A 22,627-nucleotide genomic window follows, 5' to 3' on the forward strand; every position below is an offset into this window, starting at 1 on the left:
CGAGCCTCGAACCAAGCCGCCCACGAAGAGCAGAACGGCAAAGGCCAGAATGTAATCTTCAAAGTTGCCTTTCGCCAACAGGCAACCCATCGCGATCACAAGCGGCGGCGTGATGAAGTTGATCGCGGCCGCACCATATGAACTGCCGTATGTAACCGCACCAGCTGAGATGCCCGCCAGAATAATCAGATGCAGCGGCGCTTGCGGCGTTGTGTAGCCAACGGTAAGGACGGCAAGAAAGGACCAGGCAAATCCTGACAGAAGAGCAAGGATGCCAAACCAGCGAAGCCGCTGCGAAATCCCTGTTAAATCGTCCTGATCCCCCGTCTCGTTTAGCTGATAACGGGCGAGTCCGAGGCGGGCGGCATTTATGGCATTGATAACCAGGAACCAGATTGCGGCGGCAAAGCCCTCGCCAGAAAAGGCCTGCACCGTCAAAATCAGGCCTGATAGCATAGTGCTTATCGGCATCGATACGAAGAGACCGGCCTTCAGATCAGCAAGCTGATCTCCAAGGATTCTGGCCTCCAGCGCGTTTTCTTTCTTTAAGGCCATAGACCAGTCGGTTCGCTTCCCATGCCGATTCGCAACGCAAGCTTATGCAAGCCCACTGAAGGACGGGTTAACTACTCGTTGTATCAGCCTTCTGCGAGGCCTTTGTATGAATCCTCCTCATTTGTGCGGTGATAGAGAACATGGATCGGCAGCATCCTGACGCTCGGGAATAACTTAAGGCGCGTCGCATGCATCCGTTCAAACGCGACGTGCTTAGCGGCTGCGCTGCCTACCTGTCAGCCGCAATCGTCGCCTGCAGCCATTGCGTGATGGCGTCGAAAGCGATCGGTCTGGTCGTGTCGACGTCAAGCAGCGGTCCGCGCCGCAGCGGCTCGGCGCGCTTGGCCAGTTCGATCAGTTCGGGGATGTAGGCCGCGCCGGGATGGCCGGCGGGACGCTGGTCGAGCCTTGCGCGATAGCGCTCGGCCAGAACTTCGCCGGGCGCATGGCACCAGATCTCGGCGGTCTGGTCGACGCCGGCGCTGCGCAGGTGATCCTCGAGCACCTGGCGCGGCTGGAAGCCGAACCAGGCGTCGATGACAAATATGGCGCCCGCCGGGGCCTCGCCGACGACCGACCAGATGGCCTGGTAACTGGCGCGGCCGAGTATGCGGTTGAATTCGCGATCGCCGCCGCCGAGCACTTCCAGGAACGGGTTCTTGATCGTATCGAGCGCCAGCAATGGCCAACCCATGTGCGCGGCGATGCCGCGCGAGACCGTGCTTTTGCCGCTGGCGGGGATGCCGTTGACGAGCACGGCGCGCCGGCCGGGCACGGCGCGCCTGGTGCGATCAAGCCGGGCGGTCGGCAAGGGTACTGGCGAGGCTTGTGCAACTGCTGATTGTGCAACTGCCGCTTGCGCGGCGAGCGCTTGCAGACCGGCGCCGATGACCCCGGCGTCGTCGCCCAGTTGCGCCGCTTCCACCGGGCATTGGTACCAGGGCGCCAGGGCAGGAGCCCTGGCAAGCGCCCGATGGGCCGCCAGGCCAAGTCCGCCGCCGAGCAGCACCAGGTCCGGGTCGAACATGGCCACGGTCGTATCGATTGCCGCACGCAGCGGCCCGGCCCAGGCTTCCAATATACCGCGCGCCAAGGGATCGCCGCTCGCATCCCGGGCAAAAAGCTGATCGACCGAAATGTCCGGACCGAGGCCTGCCCGCGCGATGTGCCGGCCAAGTGCGGTACCTGAGCTTGTGGTTTCAACGCAGCCGCGCCGGCCGCAGACGCACGCTTCGCCTGATAGGTCGACGGTGATATGGCCGAGCTGCCCCGCCGTCCCCTTGCCGCGGACGATCCGCCGATCCTGGACCACGGCACCGCCAATGCCGGTCCCGATCGTGAACATGACGATGCTTTCATGGCCTCTGGCGCCGCCGAGGGCCATTTCCGCGACCAGTGCCATGTTGCAGTCATTGTCGATCACCACGGGCTTGCCCGCCAGGCTTTCCAGTCGTTGCGCAGGGGAGACCGAGGCGAGGTTGACATAGCCCCCTGACAAGACCGCGCCAAGCCGCGCATCGACGCGGCCGGGGACGCCGATGCCGATGGCCGCAACTTCGGGACAATCGAGCCGGCGTACCATTTCGGCGATCCGGGAGAGCACGAGCTCGGGGTCCGGCGCGCTTTTCTCGGAAATGCGCTCGAGGATTTCGCCCGTGTCGGAAACACGGGCGGCGCGCAGATTGGTGCCGCCGATATCGATTCCTATGGCCATCGAACCAGAGCCTGTTCCATTTCGACTAAATCGAAATGGGCCCCTATCTCTTTGTTTGACCATGATCTTCTCCGAAAACCAGTCCCCACTTTTCGGGATCATGGTCAGAGGCATGACGTCCCGTGCGTGCCTGGTGTGAACGTCGGATAACTACAGCGCCGCGCATCCTGGTGCGCGCAGGACGCTATAGTACTTTGATTTGCGCATGATCCTTTTCGAAGATCGACTACGATTTTGCATCGCGGACCTTCGGTTCGGGGTCATCGTGCTAAGCGGCTTTCTGCCGGTAGTTTCCGATCACCGCCTGAAGCTCGCGCAATCTCGACACCGCGATAGTCCTGAGCCTTTCACGCTGAATGTCACGGTCGAGCGAGATGCAGTCCTTCCACAGCGACCGGCCGGCGATGACGCCTGACGCGCCGTTCCTCATCGCGATCTCGACCTGGCCCAGGAAGGTTGCGTGGTTGACGCCGGCGGAGAGGACCGCCCAAGGCACCTCGCCAGCCATCCTGCTGATCCTGGCGCAGGCTTCCGGCGTTCCGGGATAAGGAAGCTTGAGCACCTTTGCCCCGCATTCCAGCGAAATACGGGTGCCCTCTTCGACGAGCCAGGGGATCTTGGCCGTATACTCTTCAAGGCTTTCCGCTTCGAGCTGATAGGTCAGGAACTCGACGACGAGCAGGAGGTCCTCTTGCGCGAAATCGGCGATGCATTGGCGCAGAATGGCGACATTATGCTCGTTCGCCTCAGGCCTGTCGGGCCTGAGATAGACCATGATCTTGCCGCCGGTGCCGCCGAGCTCGCGCACGCGGCGCGCGCCGATGCCGGGAACGAGACGCGACAGGCGGTAGCCGGCAGGCGAGACGTCGAAGCCCGAAGCGTCGAGGCCGATGAGCAGAGCCGTATCGCGGCTCAGCACCCCGTCATCGACAACCCGCGGCACCGCGCAGAGCGGGTCGAGCAGCACGCAGGATGCCTGGCTGGCGAGGTATCGCGTGATGTCCGCCTTGGTGTCGCCCAGCATGTCGTTGGTGATCTTGGCCTGTTCTTCAGGGTCCGACGCAAGCAAGCTTCGCATGCCGCCGCGCTGGTCACAGGCGATGGCCATCATCGCCCCGTCCTTGCCGCATATCTGCTGGTAGCCGCGCAACTCTGCGGTCGTCATCTTTGTCATGGGTCTTCTGTCCGATGTTGGCGCCCATTCACCGGGCGCAGATCAGTGGAAACAAGAAAGGTTCAGTTTTACCTGCCTACCGACAGGAGGTTTTGCCGCTTTGCTGCGCTATCGGACCGAGAAATTCGGCCTTGGCCCGCAATCTGCCGTGGAAACCAGGCACGTTGCGAGTCAGCCGGATTTGCGCGATAACTCCCATCGGTCGATGGGTCTGTAACACATTGCTGAAAGGAATTGCAAGCTGTCTGCACCTCCCGCACAAGATGCAGCCGCATCGCGGACGATGCTGCATACGGTCGCCAAACTGCACTATGAGGCGGACATGTCGCAGGTCGATATCGCGCGGCGGCTTGGCGTCTCCACCGCGACCATATCGCGCCTCCTGCAGCGGGCGAGAGCGGAGGGCATCGTGCGGATCGAGGTTCTCGATCTTGCAACCCCCGAAGGCATCACCACGCAACTGGTCGAGGCACTCGGGCTGCGTGACGCGGCAGTCATCGAAACGCCGTCAGCCGGTGCGCTGGCGGCGCTCGCTGCGCCGCTCGGCGCCTTGCTCAAGCAAGCGGGACTGACGGCCGGCTCGGTCGTCGCCATCGGCTGGGGGCGAGCCATTCGCGAGGTGATCCAGGCAGGCCTGCCGCGCATTCCCGGCGTTCTTACCGTCGCTGCCACCGGCGGCATGCAGCAGCAGGCGGCGCATTTTCAGATCAACGAGTTTGTAAGGCTGGCCGCAGAAGAGCTGGGCGGGACGCCGCATTTCATCCATGCGCCCTATCTGCCGTCGTCCGAATTGCGTGAGGTCTTCCTCGGCGATGCGGCCATCCGCGACAGCGTCGCGCTTTGGGACCGGACCGACGTTGCGATCGTCGGCATCGGCCTGCCCCATGCCATCAATCCGCCCGAAGCGAGCGCGGCCACGCTGAGCGAACAGGCCCTGTTTCATGCGGCGGGAGACGTCATCCGCCACTACTTCGACGCCGAAGGCAAGCTCATCCCGTGGGAGGGGGAGGGCCGGATGATCGCAATGTCGCCGGCCCAGCTTCGAGCCGTGCCGCTGGTGATCGGCGTTGCCGCCTCGCCGGAGAAGGCGAAGGCGATCATAGGTGCCGCCCGCGCCAGGCTTATCAATGCTCTGGTGACGGACACGAAGACGGTCCAGGCCATTCTCGAGGCTCTCTTGCCCCGATAATGCTGAGCACGCCGATACGTGACATCGGCACAGCTGATCGATGCCAGACCGATCGACACCAAACCCGCAGCCGCGAAATCATCGCCGCGAAATCATCAGTTGTGTCGTCAAGGCGTTGGGGCAATAGTCTGCGGGAGGGGCTCTGCGGAGCAGACAGATGGTGTCCGGTTTGAAAGCGTTCGATCCCGGAAATGTGCGGTTGCAATTTCTTTCAGCAAAGTGTTACAACATTGCGGCTAGGCAAGCATGCGCGCCGAGCGGCGCAGTTTCCTGCACCTTGCGGAGGCTCGTAACGGGACTGCGCATCAGGCTGGTCGGTTTTCGACGGTCGATTTATTGACTGGGGCGCTTGGGAGGAGGCTGCCCCATAACAGCAAGCAGGCGAAACCCGCTTCTCGCCGCCAGCACTTCACAGAGCCGGGACGACTCGCAACGGCAAAATCTGCCAACATTAGGAGGAGGATGTTATGAAGAAGATTGTTGCCGCTCTGGCGGCTCTCGCCATCTGCGCAGCGGCGCTGGTCACGCCCGCATTGGCGCAGGACAAAAAATACACCATTGCGCTCGTTCCGGGTCTTACCACCGACGGCTTTTACATCACCATGCGCAAGGGAGCCCAGGCGGCAGCCGATGCCCTTGGTGTGACCCTGGTTTTCCAGGGCGCCCCTGATTTCAATCCGGTAACGCAAGTCCCCGTGCTTGACGCGGTCATCGCCAAGAAGCCGGATGCCATCCTGATCGCGCCGACCGACAAGGTTCAATTGGTCGAACCCCTGCGCAAGGCCCATGACGCCGGCATTCCGGTGATCACCGTCGACACCTTCATCGGCAGCGGCGTCTACCAGACCGGCGCCGGCGAGGCGGATTTCCCACTGTCCTATATTGCCTCCGACAACATTCTGGGCGGCGAGATCGCCGCGCGGGCATTGGCCAAGGCCATGGGCAACAAGGGCAAGGTCTACGTTTCGAACGTCAAGCCTGGCATTTCGACCACCGACCAGCGTGAAGAGGGCTTCAAGAAGGAGATGGCGGCCAACCATCCCGGCATCACCGTTCTCGAAACCCAGTTCAACGACAACGACGCCAACAAGGCTGCCTCGCAGCTGCAGGCTGTGTTCGCGCGCAATCCCGATCTCGTCGGGGTGTTCGGCGCAAACCTGTTCTCGGCGCTTGGCGCGGCCAATGGTGTCCAGCAGGCCGGGCAGACCGGCACCGTCAAGGTCGTGGCGTTCGACGCGCCGACCAGCATTGTCGACAACATCAACACTGGCCTTGTCGACGTCGCGATTGCCCAGCATCCCGCGGAAATCGGCTATTTCGGCGTCGTGTCGGCCTATGCCCATCTGACCGGCCAGTCGATCCCGGTTGCGATCGGCACCGGCTTCACGATCATGGACAAGGCCAACATCGCCGACCCGAACATCTCGAAGTACCTCTATTCCGAATAAGTCCAGCCAGTCTCCTTCCGGCTTGCCGGAAGGAGACCTGCGCCGGGTCGCTTTGACCCTGTTTGTCGGAGGCCGCTCTGCGGATCGGAACCATCCATGACTTCAACATCACCAACCGAAACGCATGTCGCTCCTCAGGCGGATCACGGCGATCCGACCAGGAGCTGGCTCGCACGCGTCGCCGAAGGACGCGCCTGGCTGTTCCTCGCCGGCCTGATCATCTGTTTCGAGGTCTGGTCGAGGCTCTCCTTCGGCGCGACCTTCGTGCTCAACCCGTTCAACGTGCAGTCCATTGCGATATTTGCCGTGGCGCCGTTGCTGCTGGCGACCGGGCAGACCTTCGTCATCATTTCGGGAGGCATCGACCTCTCGCTGGGCTTCATCATGGGTCTCGCGGCCGTGGTTGCGGCCCACGCCACCAATATGGCTGGGGTCGTCATGCCGGTGCCCCTGGCCATGACGTTGGGCATTCTGGCGGCCGTGATCGTCGCCGGCGTGCCTGGCGTCATCAATGGCTTGCTGATCTCGCGCCTCAGAATTCCACCCTTCATCGGCACGCTTGGCATGTTTGGCGTGGCGCGCGGCGCTGCATTCCTGCTGGCCGGCGGCACGACAGTGCCGGTCCAGAATTCCTGGTTCGCGCTGCTTGGGAACGGCAGGTTCTACGGTGTGCCTTATCTCGTCATCATTGCCGCCGTATTTGTCGTGGTGATGCACTACATCCTGAGCCAGACCCGGTTCGGCCAGCACAACTACGCCATCGGCGCCAATGTGCAGGCGGCGAGTCGCGCCGGTATCGACATCAAGGGCCACATCCTGCGCCTCTACGTGCTTTCGGCAATGTGCGCCGGCCTCGGGGGCGCGCTCTATGCAGCGCGCTTCACCGCGGGCGCCGCCCAGGCCGGCGAGCCCTTGCTGCTCGACAGCGTGGCAGCCGTGGTGATCGGCGGCGCCAGCCTGTTCGGTGGCTCAGGCACCATCTTCGGGACGGTCGCCGGCGCCTTGGTCATCGCGGTCATTCAATACGGGCTGGTTTTCGTCAATGTCGAGCCGTTCTGGCAGTTCATCGCCGTCGGCCTCGTCATCATTATCTCCGTCCTTATCGACCAGGCGCAGCGCCGGTTCAGTGGAGCTCGCCAGGATGAATAGTTCCGAACCAACCACCCCCCTCCTCGAAGTCCGGCATCTTTCCAAGCATTTCGGCGCGGTGCAGGCGCTGAACGATTTCTCCATGGCCGTGCGGCCGGGCGAAGTGGTGGCGCTGGCCGGCGACAACGGCGCCGGCAAGACGACGCTGATCAAGGCGATATCGGGCGTCTTTCAGCCGACCGGCGGTGAAATTCTGCTGAGGGGGCAGCCAGTCACCTTCGCGACGCCGCAGGAGGCGCGCGAAAAAGGCATCGAGACCATTTACCAGGATCTCGCTCTCGCCGACAATTTGTCCATCGGCGCCAACATCTTCCTCGGCCGTGAACCCATGCGCAAGGCTTTCGGTTTCTTGCCGGTGCTCGATCGCAAGGCGATGGCCGTCGCCGCCAAGCAGACGATGGGGCGGCTGGATTTCCATGTCCGCCGGCTCGACGCCCCGGTCAGCAATTTCTCCGGCGGTCAACGGCAGGCCGTTGCCATCGGCCGGGCCGTCTATTGGGACGCGCAGATCCTGATCATGGACGAACCGACCGCGGCCCTCGGCGTGCCGGAGCAGCGCAAGGTCATCTCGCTCATCCACCAGCTCAAGGCGCAAGGCCGGGGCGTGATCTTCATCTCGCACAATCTGCAGGATATTTTCGCCGTTTCCGACCGCATCGTCGTGCTGCGCCGCGGCATCCAGGCCGGCGAGCGCAAGATCTCGGAGACCAATCATGACGAAGTCGTCAAGCTGATGGTTGGCGGATAGGCCGAGCGCCCGACCGATTTCCGGCGAAAATTGCCCGCCCCCGACGATGGCAAAATGCCATCCAGATACGCTCGGCGCGACGGAAAGAAGCAGGACGGCGAGCGGAGTCGACATTGCCTGAGGATGTCACTATATAGCGGCGGCTTTGGACGCGTACCCTAGGGTTGCGCAGCGAATGGCGCCGCAAACGTGCCGCGTAATGTGATACCTATTGTCATACAAATTGACTGGATTGCCGGAAAATAACAAGTAGAAACAATGGCGCGATCCGGGACCTGATCCCAGTCAACGGTGCCAGTCTGCTCAGGAAAATAGAATCTCCTTCAGAATTAGAATGTGCTCCTTGAACCTTCGATTTCCGTCAGCCCTGTGGAGCTTGGGCAAGATCGGCTTGCCGGGTGACGGCGACTCGGTTGGAATAGGAGCGTGCATCTTTTCGGGGATGCCGGCGTTTATGATTACCAACCGGCGCAGCCGCCAGGGAACAGCAGCATGAGCGAACACGCGATCGAGTTCTTGCAGGAGTGGATCGGCGAAAAGGTCCACTGCCAGTCCTCGCTGGACAGGATCGAGGAGCAGGCCGAGACCCTCGCCAAGGAATGCGCGGCGAAGGCGGCTGAGGCCGGCATACCGCTGGAGGATATCCAGGAAGAGGTCGGCGACATTCAGGAACTTATCGCGTCGAGGCTGGAAGAGGCGGCTGAGGCCGACCAGGACGAAAAGAATTCGAACAAGCCTGCCGAGTGACATGCCGACCCGGCGAAAGGCGTCTATTCACCTGTGCGACGCGTGACACGCCACACAGGTCTACTTTCCCTGCCTAGCCCCGAATTTGCTCTTGAGCCATGCCGTTGGCAGCGCCGGCACGAAATTGCCGTCGCGCCCGGTCATGTCGTCATTGGCGACCAGCGCATTGAGGATCGCTTCCTCCACACTCCCGATCACGGCGTCGAAGAACGGATCGATGTCGGTATCCGGGATAAAGTCGGCGCTGGCGATGCGGCCTGGCGGCGCCAGCGCCGCCTCGCGGTTGGCGGTCGAAAAGGCCAGGAAAATATCGCCCGAGCTGTGATAGCCGAAGCCGCCGGTCATGGCGACGCCGAGCGGCACCCGGCGTGCCAAGCGCTTCATCTGATGCGGCAGCAACGGCGCATCGGTGGCGACGATCCCGATGATTGAACCCTTTTCCGCACGCGGCGTGCTTTCGCGGATCGCCGGTTCGATGAGATCGGGCCCGGCGCGCAGGCCGCGAATGGTGAAATTGCTCCGCCTGCCGAAATTCGCCTGCACGAAGGTGCCGACCGTGTAGCGCCGGCCGTGCCATTCGACGAGGCGCGATGCCGTGCCGGAGCCTGCCTTGAAGCCGAAGGCGATCATGCCGGTGCCGCCGCCGACGCTGCCTTCCTCGATCGACCCGCTGGTCGCGCCATCGAGGGCCGCGGCGACATGCTCAAACCCGAGATGGTGGCCATTGATGTCGTTCAGGAAGCCGTCATAGGTTTCCGCCGCCACCGGCAGGCCCCAGCCGCTGTCGAGCGCGGCCGGCAGCACGCGCTGCATCCAGCGCAGCGTTGCGTCGCGTGAAACGCCGCAGGAATGCGTGTTGGTGATGGTGATCGGAAAATTGAAGGCGCCGGTTTCCTCGATGATGTGCGAGCCGGTCAATTCGCCATTGCCGTTCTGGCCGAAAATGCCGGCAAACACCGGCGTGGCCAGTTCGGCGCGCGGTCTGGGCAGGATGGCGGTCACGCCGGTGCGCACCGGCCCCTCGCCGACCACCAGCGCACCTTCGCCCGAAATCAGCGTCGAATAACCGACCGCAACGCCAGCCACATCGGTGATGGCGTTGAACGGTCCGGGCGTTCCGTCAAAATGAATGCCGAAGGCTCGCGCGCGCTGCTTGCCGGAAGGCGTCGTCTGGTGATCTGGATTGCCGGAAATCATCGGCACTCAAAACAGCGAGCCTTGGCTGCCGGGCTCCTTGGCTTTGGCGGCCGGCTTTGCAACAGTTTTCGGCCGTGCCGTGCCGCTGGTCGCAATCGCATCGGCGGTCCCGTCGGCGAACTCCAGCGAAAGTGCCAGCCCCGGCGTCACTTCCGCCGCTTGCTTGATCACCGCCCCGTCGGCGTCTTTCACCAGGGCGAAGCCGCGCGCCAGCACCGCCTTGTGCGACAGCGTCGCCAGCAGCCGGTCGGCCTGGGTCAGTTTCCCGCGCAAGCGCTCGAGCCGCACCGAAATCACCCGGTCCTGTCGTCGCGACAGCGCCACCAGGGCATCTGCCTGCAATTTCTGCCGCCTTGCGAGCGGCGCCGGCGACAGCCGCGCCGCGGTGCGCGAAAATCGCGTTCGCCGCTCGCGCACGATGGCGAAGAACGCCGCTTGCGCGCGGGCGAGATCACGGCCGGCCAGCGTGCGGGCCTCGTTCATGCGTCGCGACAGGGTGGCCGGCGTCAGCCGCTGCGCCTGAAGCCTGGCTCGCTTGCGCTGGACGCTGACGGACAGCGCCCGGCCAAGCCGGCTCGTCGCCTCGTCGAAACGCCGGCGCGGCAATGCCAGCAACTGGTCGGGCGAGGGCAGCGCCCGGGCGGCGGCACGCACCGCCTGGCGCTTGCGCTCGAAATTGCGCGATACCGCGGCCTTGAGCCGCGCACCAAGGCCGGCAAGCGTCACTTCGAGGTCGGCGCGTACGGGCACGGCGATTTCGGCGGCACCCGTCGGTGTCGGCGCCCGCACATCCGCCGCCAGGTCGATCAGCGTCCAGTCCGTTTCATGGCCGACGGCGGAAATCACCGGAATGCGCGAGGCGGCGACGGCGCGGGCCAGCGCCTCGTCATTGAACCCCCAAAGATCCTCGAGGCTGCCGCCGCCGCGCGCCACGATCAGCAGGTCGGGCTGCGGGATGACGCCATCCTGCGCCAGTCCGTTGAAGCCGTTGACGGCGGCGGTCACTTCCGCGCCGGCCGTTTCGCCCTGCACTCGCACCGGCCAGACCAGCACATGCAGCGGAAACCGGTCCTTGATCCGGTGGATGATGTCGCGGATGACAGAGCCTGTCGGCGAGGTGACGACGCCGATGACGCGCGGCATGAACGGCAGCAAGCGCTTGCGGCCGGCATCGAACAGGCCTTCGGACTGCAGCCGGCGCTTGCGCTCTTCCAGCAGTGCCATCAGCGCCCCGGCGCCGGCGGGCTCCAGATTGTCGATGACGATCTGGTAGGTGGACTTTCCGGGATAGGTGGTGAGCCGGCCGGTGGCGATCACCTCCATGCCTTCTTCAGGGCGGAATTTCAGCCGGCCCATTGTGGTCTTCCAGACCACGGCGTCGAGCCGTGCGCGGTCGTCCTTGAGGCAGAAATAGGCATGGCCGGAGGAATGCGGCCCGCGATAGCCTGATATTTCGCCGCGCACCCGCACATTGCCGAAGACGTCCTCGACCGTGCGCTTCAGCGCGCCGGAAATCTCGCTGACCGTGTATTCGGTGGCGTTGGTACGTGATTCGGATGCTGCGTCGCTCATTGGCCGATTGGGGGGCGGTTGTTGGCCGGCGTCAAGGCCGTCGCTCATAGCCGAAGTCATAACTCGATCTTAACCCGATCTGATGACTGTGCGGAAAAGAGAGTGGCCAGGACGCATGAGCCGTCGTCTTCAACGCAGCCCATTAACGTTCCAGGTCACGCTGACGGTGATGGCGCTTGCCATTTTCGCGCTTGCCATGGTCATCGGCTTTGGCTTTTACGCCACTGTGCAGGCGGATAGCGTCTCCCTCGAGCGGCAGAAAATCCTTTTCGCCAACGGCATGCGGGACCGGATGGCGGCGGTGGATCGCGAGCAGGAAAGCATCGCCGTCTGGGACGATTCCGTCATCAATGCCAAGGCCGGCAACGTGGACTGGATGATCGATAACATCAGCGTCTGGATGTATTCCTACTATGGGCATGATCGGGTCTATGTACTGGATGCCGCCGATCGTCCGGTCCATGCGATGCGTGAAGGAAACGTGCTGGCGCCGGCGCGTTACAGCGAGGATGAACCGGTTCTGTTGCCCACCGTCGAAAGGGTGCGCCGGTTGATCCGCGAGCCGGCGAAAGAAGACCTGGCCGGCGGTCCGGTCAAATTGGCCGCAGGGGATCTGGTGGAGCTTGACGGAAAACCTGCCATCCTCAGCATCATGCCGCTGGTGCCGAGTTCCGACCGCGTCATCCAGACGCCTGGCAGCGAATACCTTCATATCTCGGTGGACTTCATCACCGACGCGCTGCTGGCCAAGATCGCCGGGCAATATCTGTTGGCGGGCGCCCGCCTGCTGCCGTTGTCGCAGCCGGTCGGCGGGGCTGCCATTCCGCTGGTCGACTCACACGGCGTCATCCTGGCTTATGCCGGCTGGGATCAGGAGCGGCCCGGCAGCGCGCTTGTGCGCGAGGCAGGGCCGGCCCTGATCGGTGGCGCGCTGCTCGCGGCAGGTGTCCTGGCGTTCCTGCTGCGCCGCCTCCGCCGTGCATCGTCGGCGCTGCAGACCAGTCAGGCCGAGGCGCAGTATCTCGCCTTCCACGACACGCTCACCGGCCTTCCCAACCGGGCGCTGTTCGAGGACCGGCTCCGGCGCGCTTTGCTCACGGCCAGTCACGAAACAGCCAAAGTGGCGCTGCTTTATCTCGACCTCGACCGTTTCAAGCATGTCAACGACACGCTTGGCCATCCTGCCGGCGACGAGCTTGTCCGCCAGACCGCCGCGAGGCTCCAGCAGGCAATCCGGGAGGTCGACACGGTGGCACGGCTCGGCGGCGATGAGTTCGCCATGATCCTGATTGATGTTGACGACATCCGAGGCGCCGAGGATGTTTCGGAGGGTCTGCTTCAAAAGCTGCAGGAGCCGTTCAAGCTGGCCGACGACCAGGTTTTTGTCAGCGCCAGCATCGGCATAGCATTGTCGACCGGTCCGGATGCCGATGCGGACGACTTGCTGCGCAAGGCCGATATCGCGCTTTACGAAGCCAAGAAGAACGGCCGCGGCCGCTACCAGGTCTTCGCCGGCGACATGGACGACCTCCTGTTGCGCAAGCGCCAGGTTGAGAGCGAGCTTCGCCACGCCCTGAATGGCGGAACCGGGATCAAGCTGGCGTATCAGCCGATCTTTGCGGCGGACGGCAGCACGATCCTCGGTGCCGAGGCGCTGATCCGCTGGGGACATGAGGTCCACGGTGGCTTGCCGCCGGCACAATTCATCGCCATCGCCGAAGAACGTGGCATGATCGGCCAGCTTGGCAAATGGGTGCTGCAAGAGGCTTGCCGCTTCGCTGTCGGCACCGAATTGCCTTGGGTGGCCGTCAACGTGTCGCCGCTGCAACTGCGCGACGCCGGTTTCACCGAGCAGCTTGCGGCGGTTCTCGCCGAGACCGGATTGGCGCCAGGGCGCCTGCAGCTCGAGATCACCGAGAGCGTGCTGTTGGACAACAACGATACGACCAGGACGGCTCTGGCTGCCTTGCGCCGGTCGGGGATCGCCATAGTGCTCGACGATTTCGGCACCGGCTATTCGTCGCTGAACTATCTGCGCCGCCACGCTATCGACAAGCTCAAGATCGACCGCTCCTTCGTGAACCTCCTCGGCCGCGACGAGAGTTCGGCGGCGATCGTCAGGGCGCTTGTCGATCTTGCCGACGCTCTTAACGTCGGCGTCACCGCGGAAGGCGTGGAGACCGAGGAGCAAAAGACGCGGCTCGTCGCCATGGGCTGCCGAGAGTTTCAGGGCCATCTGCTGTCGCTGCCGCTGGAGCCGGCGCAATTGCTGCGGCTGGCCGGCCTTTTGCCTGGCAAGGACAGCACGCCGGCAGCAGTTTCCGCCTGATCCTTACCAGCCCGGCACGATCTGGTTCGGCTTGCCCCGCTTCATCTTCGAAAAGGCTGCGAAGTCGAAGTTTCCCGTCTCTTCGCCGAGCGGCACGGAAATATTGTCGAGGCTTTCCGAAATGTGACGGGCCAGCGCGTCGACGATCTCCGGCCGCGACGTCTGGCCGCGCATGATGCCGATGCGGCAATCGGGCAGGGCGCCGAACCCGTCGGCATCGCCCAGCACCCGCATGCCGGGGCGCAGCGCGCATTCCGGCAGCACCGAGATCGCCAGGCCGGAAAGCACCGCGGCGGTGATGACGGTTGCCGAGAAGCTGGTGAACAGGATGCGGTAGTCGCGGTTCTGCCGGTCGAGCACGTCGACCGCGGCCCGCCGCCAGATGCAGTTCGGCCGGCCGAAGGCCATCGGCAGAACGTCCTGTTCATGCGTCGCATGGTTGGCCGAAGTCACCCACAGCAGCGGTTCGCGCCGCACCACTTCCGACTGGCCGTGCGCGTCACTATGCGTCACCAGTGCCAGATCGAGATTGCCGCGCTTGATATGCTCGACCAGCCCCGGCGTCGGCTCGCAGATCACGGTCAGTTCGACACGTGGATTGGAACGGGCGAAGCGGGCCATGATCTCGGGCAGGAAGCGATCGGCATAGTCGTCCGGCGTGCCGATGCGGATCGTGCCTTCGAGCCGTCGGTCGTCGAAGGCGGCCAGCGTTTCCCGATTGAGGAACAGCAACCGTCTTGCGTAGGAGAGCAGCCTGTCGCCTTCCTCGGTCAGCCTGTTGGTGCGCCCGTCCTTTTCGAACAGCGGCTTGCCGATCCGCTCCTCCAGCCGGCGCATCTGCATGGACACCGCCGACTGGGTCCGATGCACCGCTTCCGCCGCGCGGGTGAAGCTGCCGGTGTCGACGATTGAGACGAAGGTCTGCAATTGATCGAGATCGAGTGGCGCTTTCATCGGTCCAATCCATCACTAGTGTTGATGTTAAAGATTAGAAACATTCGTTGGATTAATCAATCGAACGATGGCAAATTTACGACTGTCCACATGACAGCATGTGAATCGGGACCGGAACGGCCGCTGTTGCCAGCGCCGATCGCGCGTCTTCGTCCGTTCGAATGAAGGAGACTGACATGGCTACGTTTGATTTCGCCACCGAGACTTCGCGCATCACGTCGCGTCCGGCTATTGCGACGCGCGTGGTCAACACCATCTCCAGCGTCTATCGCGCCTGGAAAAACCGCCGCGCCTTCTATCGCCTTGGCGAGATGTCGGACGCCGAACTTGCCGACATCGGCTTGACGCGAGCCGATCTCCACGTCGCCATCGACGTGCCGTTTGGCCGCGATCCAACCGAGCGGCTTCGCGTCATCGCGGCCGATCGCACAGACACGATCGAGGATATTGCCCGCAAGGTGACCTGATCGCGCTGGTGGCGCGCCCTGGGGCGCACGGCGCTATAGGATTTCGCAGGCTCCCACTCCCTGCCGGTTTCCCCGCCGGCCCGCCTGCGCACTGCCCGGTCCTCCCAAGGATCGGGCATTTTTCTTCTTGAATCAGGCGAAGGCCAGCTTCACGCTACCGCCGGTCCATGCCTCGCTTGAACTGATCGAAGATCGACTCCATGCCCTTCTGGTAATCGTCGCGTTGCTGCGCGCCCGCCTCGAACATCTTGCCGAACAAATCGTCGAATGGATTGCGTGGCCTGCCGCTCGGATTGGTCTGCGGCTGCGGCGTTTCGCGCTGCTGCGGCGCCTGACGCGGCTGCGGCTGCTGCGCGCCGCCGCCGAACATGTCCTGCAGCACCTTGCCGAGCGGATTGTCGCCGTAGGGATTGGGCGCCTGCTGCGGCTGACCCTGCGGCTGCTGCGCGCCGCCGAACATGTCCTGCAGCACCTTGCCGAACGGATTGTCCATCGGGCCGGGCTGCGGTGCCTGGCGCTGTTGCGGCGCCTGCGCGCCGCCGCCGGCCTGCCGCATCATCTGCTCGATGATCTCGCCGAGCGGATTGCTGCCGCCGCCGAATCCGCCTGCCGCCTGCATCTGATTTGTGGTCTGCTTGAACAGGCCGCCCATCATCATCGAAGCCACGACCGGCAACATCTGCTGCAAGATCTGCTGGCTGACGCCGCTCGCCTGCGCTGCCTGGCTGGCAACGGCGCGGGACAGGTCTTTCGAGCCGAACAGATGGCCAAGAATGCCGTTGCCTTCATCGACGCCCTGCGGCGAAAAGGCCCGGCCTGCGTCCTCGAAATATTTGGCGTGCTGGCCGCTGGCCATTGCCGTCATGAACGCGCCGAGCCCGTAGGGGTCGGAGGTGCTGCGCTTCAGCCCCTGTGAAAAGGCCGGCAGCAGCGCCTCGACCGCCGATTGCGCTTGCTGCTGCGAAAGGCCGAACTGTTGGGCCAGGGCCTGCATGCCGTTACCGTTCTGCGCCTGCGCCAGAATGTCGAACAAGGAAGCCATTGGTTTTCTCCTCGGGAAAATCCTCGTAGGAGAGCCTACCGCATCGGCCCGAAAATCGGAATCGATTTCGGAAAGCGCGTTTCCCGAGCTGTCAGCCAAGCCGATAGCAAACGGCTAATACGCATACTCCATGAACACCGGCTCGATCGAGCCGCCCCAGCGCGTATGATAGGCGGAGAGCAGCTCCTCGGCGCTGGTGGTGCCGCGCGCGACGACTTCGTCCAGCGTGCTGAGGAACGACGTTTCGTCATAGCCGTCGCGGTTCTTGCGGCCGCGGTTCTTCAGCCCCATGCGCGAGATGACGAGCACTTCGCGGGCGATCTCGCGCAGTGTCGTGTTGCGGAACGGCGCCGAAATGCCCTGTTCCGGCACGGCGTTGCGCATCGCCAGCACCTCTTCATAGCTCCAGCTCGAGGTCAGCGCCTCGGCCGCGTCGAGCGCCGCCGCGTCGTAGAGCAGCCCGACCCAAAAAGCCGGCAGCGCGCAGATGCGCCGCCACGGTCCGCCATCGGCGCCGCGCATTTCAAGGAAACGCTTCAATCGCACGTCGGGAAACAGCGTCGACAAATGGTTCGCCCAATCGCCCATCGTCGGCAGCCCGTCAGAAATCTCGTCGCGGGCCGCACCTGCCATGAACTGGCGGAAGGTGACGTGCGTCATGTCGTGGTAGTGGCCGTCGCGGATGACGAAGTACATCGGCACGTCGAGCGCCCATTCGACATAGTCGGCGAAGCCGAAATCGGGCGAGAAGCAGAAGTCGAGCAGCCCCGAGCGCTGGTTGTCGGTGTCGCGCCAGATGTCGCCGCGCCAGCTCTGAAATCCGTTGGGCCGGCCCTCAGTGAACGGCGAGTTGGCGAACAGCGCCGTCGACAGCGGCTGCAGCTTCAGCGACACCTGCATCTTGCGGCGCATGTCGGACTCGCTCTCGAAGTCGAGATTCACCTGGATGGTGCAGGTGCGGTACATCATGTCGAGGCCCTTGCTGCCGACCTTGGGCATGTAGCGCGTCATGATCTCATAGCGCGACTTTGGCATTTTCGGCGTCTCGGCCAGCGACCATTTCGGGCTGCCGCCGAGGCCGAGGAAGCGGATGCCCATCGGCTCGGCGATCTCGCGCACCTGCGCCAGATGCGCATTGCCCTCGCGGCAGGTCTGGTGGATCGTCTCCAGCGGCGCGCCGGACAGTTCGAACTGGCCGCCGGGTTCCAGCGAAATCGCGCCCCGGCCGGTCGGCTCGACCAGGCCGATGATGCGGCCAGCATCCATGATCGGATCCCAGCCGAGTTTTTCCTGCATGCCTTCGAGAATGGCGCGGATGCCGTGCTCGCCGCCATAGGGCACCGGCGCATTGCCGTCGACATAGAACGGGAATTTCTCGTGTTCGGTGCCGATGCGCCATTTGTCGCGCGGCTTGTTGCCTTCAGCCAGGTGCTCGACAAGCTCGTCGACGCCTTCGATCGGCCGGAAATCGGTTGTGTCGCGCGCCATTACAAGTCCTCTAGCACATGACCCCGAAAATCGGCTTCGATTTTCGGAAAGGATCATGTGCCCAATCAAGTGCTACAGCGTCCTTTGCGCGTCCGAAAGGACGCGCGGCGCTGTAGGTGGTCGGACGACCGCCGGCGCTAGATGGACGAAATGTCAGTAGGCGATCAAGCGAAAAATCCTGAGCCACAGGGTAACTGGAATTGATTGGCTGCTTCTTCCTTCTCCCACAAGGCCCACAAGGGGAGAAGGGAAGTGCCTCACCAGTCTCCGACCGTCGCCTGTATCACCGCCAGCGCCGCCACCGCAGCCGTGTCGGCGCGCAGGATGCGCGGCCCGAGCGGAATGGCGGTGACGAAAGGCAGCGCCCGCATCATCCTTCGTTCCTCGTCGGAAAACCCGCCCTCGGGGCCGACCAGAAGCCCGAGCTTCTTCTCCCGCACCGCCTGCAGCGCCGGCAGCGGATTGTTGGTGGAAGCATCCTCGTCGCAGAAGATCAACCGCCGCTCCTTGTCCCAGCCGGCCAGCAGGCGCTCGATTTTTTCCGCTTCGCGCACTTCCGGCACCGCAAGGATGCCGCATTGTTCGGCGGCCTCGACGACATTGGCGCGCAGCCGTTCGATGCCGGGCTTTGCCACCTGCGTGTGCTGGGTAATGACCGGCTGCAGGACGCCGGCGCCCATCTCGACCGCCTTCTGCACCAGATAGTCGAGCCGACCCTGCTTTAGCGGCGCAAAGCAGTAGGCGAGATCGGGCAGCGGCGGCTGCGGCCGCTGCAATGCCAGCACCTTCAGCCGCACCGCCTTTTTGGACCTGGCGGCGATAGACGCCGACCATTCGCCGTCGCGGCCGTTGAACAACAGGATTTCGGCGCCTTCGCCGAGCCGCAGCACATGCATCAGGTAATGGCCCTGCTGCGGGCTCGCCTCGAACTCGATATCCGGTCCGAGGTCGTCCGGCACGAACAGCCGCTGCATCTTGTAATTGGCGCGCATCGCCGAGGAATGGGCGAGCCGGCTCGTGGCGTCAAGTCTCGGCCGAGGGATGCCAGACCGGTTGGTAGCCTTGCCTCAGCACGGAAACGGTGGTCGCCGGCGTGAGCAGGCGGATTGGATGGCCGGCAAAACCGCCGAACCCGACCGGATCGCCCCCGACACGATCACCATAGCCTGCGAACGACCAGTGCAGCGCCTTGCCGCCACGCATCGCATAGGCATTGCCGCCGTCCGCAACCATGGCGCCGTCCGGCAACCCGGCAAGCTCTTCTGCGGATACGACCGGTGCCTGTCCACCCGACGCCGGCCGCTCCTTATGCAGCCGCTTGTCGACCTGCGGTGCGCGCGGCTCGGCAATGCCGAAGGCGACGCCGAAGCGCCGGACGAAATCCTTGGCCCGCTCGCGCCGGCAGAAGAAGCAGGGCCGATGCCCGGCCGAGAGTGCGGTCACCTCGTCCAGGAAAAACAATTCGGTCCAGCCGGCCTTGCCACCGTTCCGGTTGCGGCCCATCGGCTCGCGCCGCACATCGCGGAATTCGCAGACGCAGATGATCCAGGCCTGCAGCGCCCAGCGTTTTTTCAGCAGCGTCTTCGTTTCGGGGTCATGGATGATGCCGCGATTGCCCATGAACAGGCCGCGCTCCGGCATGGCGTGGATGACGCCGAACGGGTCGACCCGATTCTGCAGTGGCATAGCTTTCTCCCCGAATACGTATCTTGGCCGGAATGACGGCGGCATGATATCGCTCGTCGCATCGTTTTCATGTCAGCAGGTTTTTCGATGCGGGTGCTGGTGGTCCAGAATTTCGACAGCGAGGGCCTTGGCCAGATCGGCGCGGCGCTTGTCGAGGCAGGCGCCGATATCGATCTGCGCCGGCCCTATTGTGGCGAGATGCTGCCGCAGGACAGCGCTGCGCACGACGCCATGGTCGTGCTCGGCGGCGCCCAGAATGCGCTGGACGACGAGATCTGCCCGTATTTTCCTGAACTTCTCGACCTGACGCGCGATTTCGCCGGCAAGGATCGCGCCGTGCTCGGTATCTGCCTTGGCAGCCAACTGGTGGCGCGCGCCTTCGGCGGCGAGAACCGGATCGGCGGCGCCTCGGAATTCGGCTGGCACAAGGTCTCGCTCACGCCGGCTGCGACGGCCGATCCGGTGCTCGGCGCGCTGCCCGAAGATTTCCCGATCTTCGAGTGGCACGACGACACCTTTGTCTTGCCCGAAAACGCCGTGCGGCTCGCCGGCAACGACGTCGCCGAGAACCAGGCGTTTCGCATCGGCCGTGCCGTCTATGGCTTTCAGTTCCATTTCGAGGCGGACCGGCCGATGGTCCGCGACTGGAGCGCATCCTTCGCATCGCTCATTGCCGAGCGGCACCCGGACTGGAGCGATCGGCTCGACGACGAAATGGCCCGCCACGGAGCGGCTGCCGATGCCGCCGGGCTGGCCATCGCCCGCGCCTGGGTGGCGACGATCTGATCAGTCAGTATCGACGTTGCATATTTGGCACGCCGGCAAAAATCCGCTGTGGACAGCATGTTTCGTGCTTGGCTTGTGGCCGCCCGCCACCCTAGAAGGCACCCGCTCTGCATCATCCGTGCAACGCGATGAACCTTTTGGGTCACCCGCGCGACACATCGCCGATACAGAACATGCCTAAAAGCAGCGAAATCGTCGAAACTTTGAGACGCTTTTTCCGTTTCAACCCATTCGTAACCCACCCCGTGCACAGATGCAGGAAGCTCAACAAGAGATGACGTCCGTGAAAGCAGCGCTTCTGTCCTTTGTCATGTTGTCGGCCATTTTCTTGTGCGGCCTCGGCACCTATGCCGGCGACGCAGCCAACAACCACAACGCCGTCGACGGCTACGGCGTCACCGCCGCGCTTCGCTAAGCGCTTTAACCCCTCTCGCCTGACACCACCAGGATACGCTTGTCGGCACCGTCGACGACGAGCGCGCTGAGGTTTCCCGTTTGGTAGGCGAGCGTGTCGATATTGACGCGGTTGACCATCACCTCGGCCTCCGGCACCGGCGTGTGGCCATGCACCACGATCTTTGGATGCAGGCCGGAATGATTGTGGAAGACATCGCGGATCCAGATCAGGTCCTGCGCGCTCTGACTTTCCAGCGCAATGCCCGGCCGGATGCCGGCATGGCAGAAGAAGAAGTCGCCGAAGGTCAGTGAAAACGGCAGCGACTGCAGGAACTCGACATGGCTTTTCGGCACGGCCTCGACAAGTGCTGCATGGCCTTGCCGCAGTGCCGCCTCGGACCTGCCGAACCATGCGCCGCCACCTTCATTGAGCGCTACGCCATAGGATTGCGCGGTCTGGATGCCGCCGTAGCGCATGAAAAGCCCGTCCGCATCGGGAGTGTCGAGGAAGTCTAGGAAGCCGATGTCGTGGTTGCCAGCGAGCATCAGGTGGCGCGGGTCGCGTTTTCGCACTTCGATCAGGAAATCGATGACGCCCTTGGAGTCCGGGCCGCGGTCGACATAGTCGCCGAGATGGACGACACGCCAGTCGGCCGGCCGCGCCTGGCTGATCTCGGCCGCAATCCGGCGGTACATGGCGGCGAGCAGGTCGAGCCGGCCATGCACGTCGCCGACCGCATAGATGCGCATGCCTTCCGGTCCGCGCGCGTCGAGAAAGTGGATGCCGGGGGCAGTCAATGCTTCCATCTCCGTGATCATGCCGCCACGGGAGTCTAACGCCGAAGCTGATCCTTGCCCATGTCGGTCACCAGACGCTTTCCGCACAGTGCCAGCGTTATGTCCATCTCCTTGCGGATGATTTCCAAGGCTTTGGTGACTCCATCCTTGCCGAGCGCGCCGAGGCCGTAGAGGAAAGGCCGGCCGATATAGGTGCCCTTGGCGCCGAGACACAGCGCCTTCAGCACGTCCTGGCCAGAGCGGATGCCGCCATCCATATGCACTTCGATCGTGTCGCCGACCGCGTCGGCGATTTCTTCCAGCACCGAGATCGACGACGGCGCGCCGTCGAGCTGGCGTCCGCCATGATTGGAGACGATGATCGCGTCGGCGCCGGTCTTGGCCGCCATCAGCGCGTCCTCCTTGTCGAGGATGCCCTTCAGGATCAGCTTGCCGCCCCAGCGCTCCTTGATCCAGGCGACGTCCTTCCACGACAGATGCGGATCGAATTGCTCCGTCGTCCACGACGACAGCGAGTTGAGGTCGCCGACGCCCTTGGCGTGGCCGACGATGTTGCGAAAAGTCCGGCGCTTGGTGCCGGCCATGCCAAGGCACCAGCCCGGCCTGGTCGCCACCTGCCAGACATGCTTCGGCGTGAAGCGCGGCGGCGCCGACAGCCCGTTGCGGATGTCCTTGTGGCGCTGGCCGAGGATCTGCAGGTCGAGCGTCAGCACCAGCGCCGAGCACTTCGCCGCCTTCGCCCTGTCGATGAGACTGAGGACGAAATCCTTGTCGCGCAGCACATAGAGCTGGAACCAGAACGGCTTCCTGGTCACCGATGCGACATCCTCGATCGAGCAGATGCTCATCGTCGACAGCGTGAACGGCACGCCGAATTCCTCCGCCGCCTGCGCCGCCAGCATCTCGCCGTCGGGGTGCTGCATGCCGGTCATGCCGGTCGGCGCCAGCGCCACCGGCATCGCCACCTTATCGCCGATCATGGTCGATTCCAGCGAGCGGTTGCTCATGTCGACCAGCACGCGCTGGCGGAACTTGATCTTTTGGAAATCCTCCTCATTGGCCCGGTAGGTGCTTTCGGTCCATCCACCGGAATCGGCATAATCGAAGAACATCTTCGGCACGCGGCGGCGCGCCAGGTCCTTGAGATCGGCGATGGTGAGGATCATGCTCATGGGCTTCCCGCTGATG

At 63.7% G+C, this 22,627-nt stretch carries 20 protein-coding genes and 1 pseudogene; 9 read left to right on the plus strand and 12 right to left on the minus strand.

Annotated elements, in window-relative coordinates:
- From AC0L2A_RS24425 to AC0L2A_RS24435, 3 genes and pseudogenes are all read right to left on the minus strand, one after another.
- Window positions 1–555: pseudogene (locus tag AC0L2A_RS24425) on the minus strand (GGDEF-domain containing protein); the annotation flags it as partial.
- Window positions 556–784: 229 nt separating this feature from the next.
- Window positions 785–2,269, minus strand: a complete 1,485-nt coding sequence (locus AC0L2A_RS24430) for an ROK family protein (RefSeq protein ID WP_473611004.1) — start codon at window positions 2,267–2,269, stop codon at window positions 785–787.
- A gap of 268 nt (window positions 2,270–2,537) precedes the next feature.
- On the minus strand, window positions 2,538–3,443 hold the full coding sequence (locus AC0L2A_RS24435; protein WP_473611005.1) for a tagatose-bisphosphate aldolase: 906 nt from the start codon (window positions 3,441–3,443) through the stop codon (window positions 2,538–2,540).
- A gap of 283 nt (window positions 3,444–3,726) precedes the next feature.
- Here AC0L2A_RS24435 and AC0L2A_RS24440 point away from each other — a divergent pair, with 283 nt between their 5' ends.
- The 5 genes from AC0L2A_RS24440 (at window position 3,727) to AC0L2A_RS24460 (ending at window position 8,724) form a co-directional block, all read left to right on the plus strand.
- Complete coding sequence (locus tag AC0L2A_RS24440) at window positions 3,727–4,632, plus strand: sugar-binding transcriptional regulator (protein ID WP_473611007.1); 906 nt, start codon at window positions 3,727–3,729, stop codon at window positions 4,630–4,632.
- A 467-nt stretch (window positions 4,633–5,099) separates the two neighbouring features.
- Window positions 5,100–6,080: an ABC transporter substrate-binding protein gene (locus AC0L2A_RS24445; RefSeq protein WP_473611008.1), complete on the plus strand. Its 981-nt coding sequence runs from the start codon at window positions 5,100–5,102 to the stop codon at window positions 6,078–6,080.
- Between the two features lie 96 nt (window positions 6,081–6,176).
- On the plus strand, window positions 6,177–7,229 hold the full coding sequence (locus AC0L2A_RS24450; protein WP_473611009.1) for an ABC transporter permease subunit: 1,053 nt from the start codon (window positions 6,177–6,179) through the stop codon (window positions 7,227–7,229).
- Entirely contained in the window at window positions 7,222–7,977 is a 756-nt protein-coding gene (locus tag AC0L2A_RS24455; protein ID WP_473611011.1) for an ATP-binding cassette domain-containing protein, read from the plus strand. Before AC0L2A_RS24450 ends, AC0L2A_RS24455 begins: the two co-directional genes overlap by 8 nt.
- Window positions 7,978–8,469: 492 nt before the next feature.
- Window positions 8,470–8,724 carry a hypothetical protein gene (locus tag AC0L2A_RS24460; RefSeq protein WP_473611012.1) on the plus strand — a complete coding sequence of 85 codons (255 nt, stop codon included), beginning with the start codon at window positions 8,470–8,472 and terminating at the stop codon, window positions 8,722–8,724.
- 60 nt (window positions 8,725–8,784) lie between these two features.
- Here the strand turns inward: AC0L2A_RS24460 and AC0L2A_RS24465 are convergent, their stop codons facing one another.
- Both AC0L2A_RS24465 and xseA read right to left on the minus strand, forming a co-directional pair.
- Window positions 8,785–9,918, minus strand: a complete 1,134-nt coding sequence (locus tag AC0L2A_RS24465; RefSeq protein WP_473611039.1) for a DmpA family aminopeptidase — start codon at window positions 9,916–9,918, stop codon at window positions 8,785–8,787.
- A gap of 9 nt (window positions 9,919–9,927) precedes the next feature.
- Window positions 9,928–11,493 carry an exodeoxyribonuclease VII large subunit gene (gene xseA, locus AC0L2A_RS24470; RefSeq protein WP_473611013.1) on the minus strand — a complete coding sequence of 522 codons (1,566 nt, stop codon included), beginning with the start codon at window positions 11,491–11,493 and terminating at the stop codon, window positions 9,928–9,930.
- Between the two features lie 115 nt (window positions 11,494–11,608).
- On the opposite strand from xseA, the gene AC0L2A_RS24475 reads away from it, so the two are divergent.
- Window positions 11,609–13,822 carry a putative bifunctional diguanylate cyclase/phosphodiesterase gene (locus AC0L2A_RS24475; protein ID WP_473611014.1) on the plus strand — a complete coding sequence of 738 codons (2,214 nt, stop codon included), beginning with the start codon at window positions 11,609–11,611 and terminating at the stop codon, window positions 13,820–13,822.
- A gap of 3 nt (window positions 13,823–13,825) precedes the next feature.
- Here the strand turns inward: AC0L2A_RS24475 and AC0L2A_RS24480 are convergent, their stop codons facing one another.
- Window positions 13,826–14,776, minus strand: a complete 951-nt coding sequence (locus AC0L2A_RS24480; RefSeq protein ID WP_236390277.1) for a LysR substrate-binding domain-containing protein — start codon at window positions 14,774–14,776, stop codon at window positions 13,826–13,828.
- 176 nt (window positions 14,777–14,952) lie between these two features.
- Between AC0L2A_RS24480 and AC0L2A_RS24485 the strand changes: the two genes are divergently transcribed.
- Entirely contained in the window at window positions 14,953–15,243 is a 291-nt protein-coding gene (locus AC0L2A_RS24485) for a DUF1127 domain-containing protein (protein ID WP_128247895.1), read from the plus strand.
- 154 nt (window positions 15,244–15,397) lie between these two features.
- Here AC0L2A_RS24485 and AC0L2A_RS24490 read toward each other — a convergent pair whose 3' ends face one another.
- The 4 genes from AC0L2A_RS24490 to AC0L2A_RS24505 all read right to left on the minus strand — a co-directional run bounded on the left by AC0L2A_RS24490 (window position 15,398) and on the right by AC0L2A_RS24505 (window position 19,459).
- Window positions 15,398–16,285 carry a DUF937 domain-containing protein gene (locus AC0L2A_RS24490; protein ID WP_473611015.1) on the minus strand — a complete coding sequence of 296 codons (888 nt, stop codon included), beginning with the start codon at window positions 16,283–16,285 and terminating at the stop codon, window positions 15,398–15,400.
- A 114-nt stretch (window positions 16,286–16,399) separates the two neighbouring features.
- The gene (locus AC0L2A_RS24495; protein WP_473611016.1) at window positions 16,400–17,773 is read right to left on the minus strand and encodes a glutamate--cysteine ligase; all 1,374 of its coding nucleotides are present in this window, start codon (window positions 17,771–17,773) and stop codon (window positions 16,400–16,402) included.
- A gap of 257 nt (window positions 17,774–18,030) precedes the next feature.
- On the minus strand, window positions 18,031–18,765 hold the full coding sequence (locus AC0L2A_RS24500; RefSeq protein ID WP_473611017.1) for a 16S rRNA (uracil(1498)-N(3))-methyltransferase: 735 nt from the start codon (window positions 18,763–18,765) through the stop codon (window positions 18,031–18,033).
- Window positions 18,766–18,796: 31 nt separating this feature from the next.
- Window positions 18,797–19,459 carry a hypothetical protein gene (locus tag AC0L2A_RS24505; protein WP_473611019.1) on the minus strand — a complete coding sequence of 221 codons (663 nt, stop codon included), beginning with the start codon at window positions 19,457–19,459 and terminating at the stop codon, window positions 18,797–18,799.
- An 87-nt stretch (window positions 19,460–19,546) separates the two neighbouring features.
- On the opposite strand from AC0L2A_RS24505, the gene AC0L2A_RS24510 reads away from it, so the two are divergent.
- Entirely contained in the window at window positions 19,547–20,245 is a 699-nt protein-coding gene (locus tag AC0L2A_RS24510) for a type 1 glutamine amidotransferase (protein ID WP_473493497.1), read from the plus strand.
- A gap of 274 nt (window positions 20,246–20,519) precedes the next feature.
- Complete coding sequence (locus tag AC0L2A_RS24515; protein ID WP_023800344.1) at window positions 20,520–20,660, plus strand: hypothetical protein; 141 nt, start codon at window positions 20,520–20,522, stop codon at window positions 20,658–20,660.
- Between the two features lie 5 nt (window positions 20,661–20,665).
- Here AC0L2A_RS24515 and AC0L2A_RS24520 read toward each other — a convergent pair whose 3' ends face one another.
- Window positions 20,666–21,439, minus strand: coding sequence for a metallophosphoesterase (locus tag AC0L2A_RS24520; RefSeq protein WP_287236169.1), 774 nt, complete (start codon window positions 21,437–21,439; stop codon window positions 20,666–20,668).
- Window positions 21,440–21,474: 35 nt separating this feature from the next.
- Window positions 21,475–22,611 (minus strand): alpha-hydroxy acid oxidase, encoded by a 1,137-nt coding sequence (locus AC0L2A_RS24525; protein ID WP_287246559.1) that lies wholly within the window; start codon window positions 22,609–22,611, stop codon window positions 21,475–21,477.
- Between the last annotated feature and the right edge of the window lie 16 nt (window positions 22,612–22,627).

The organism is Mesorhizobium sp. WSM4844, from assembly GCF_055811775.1.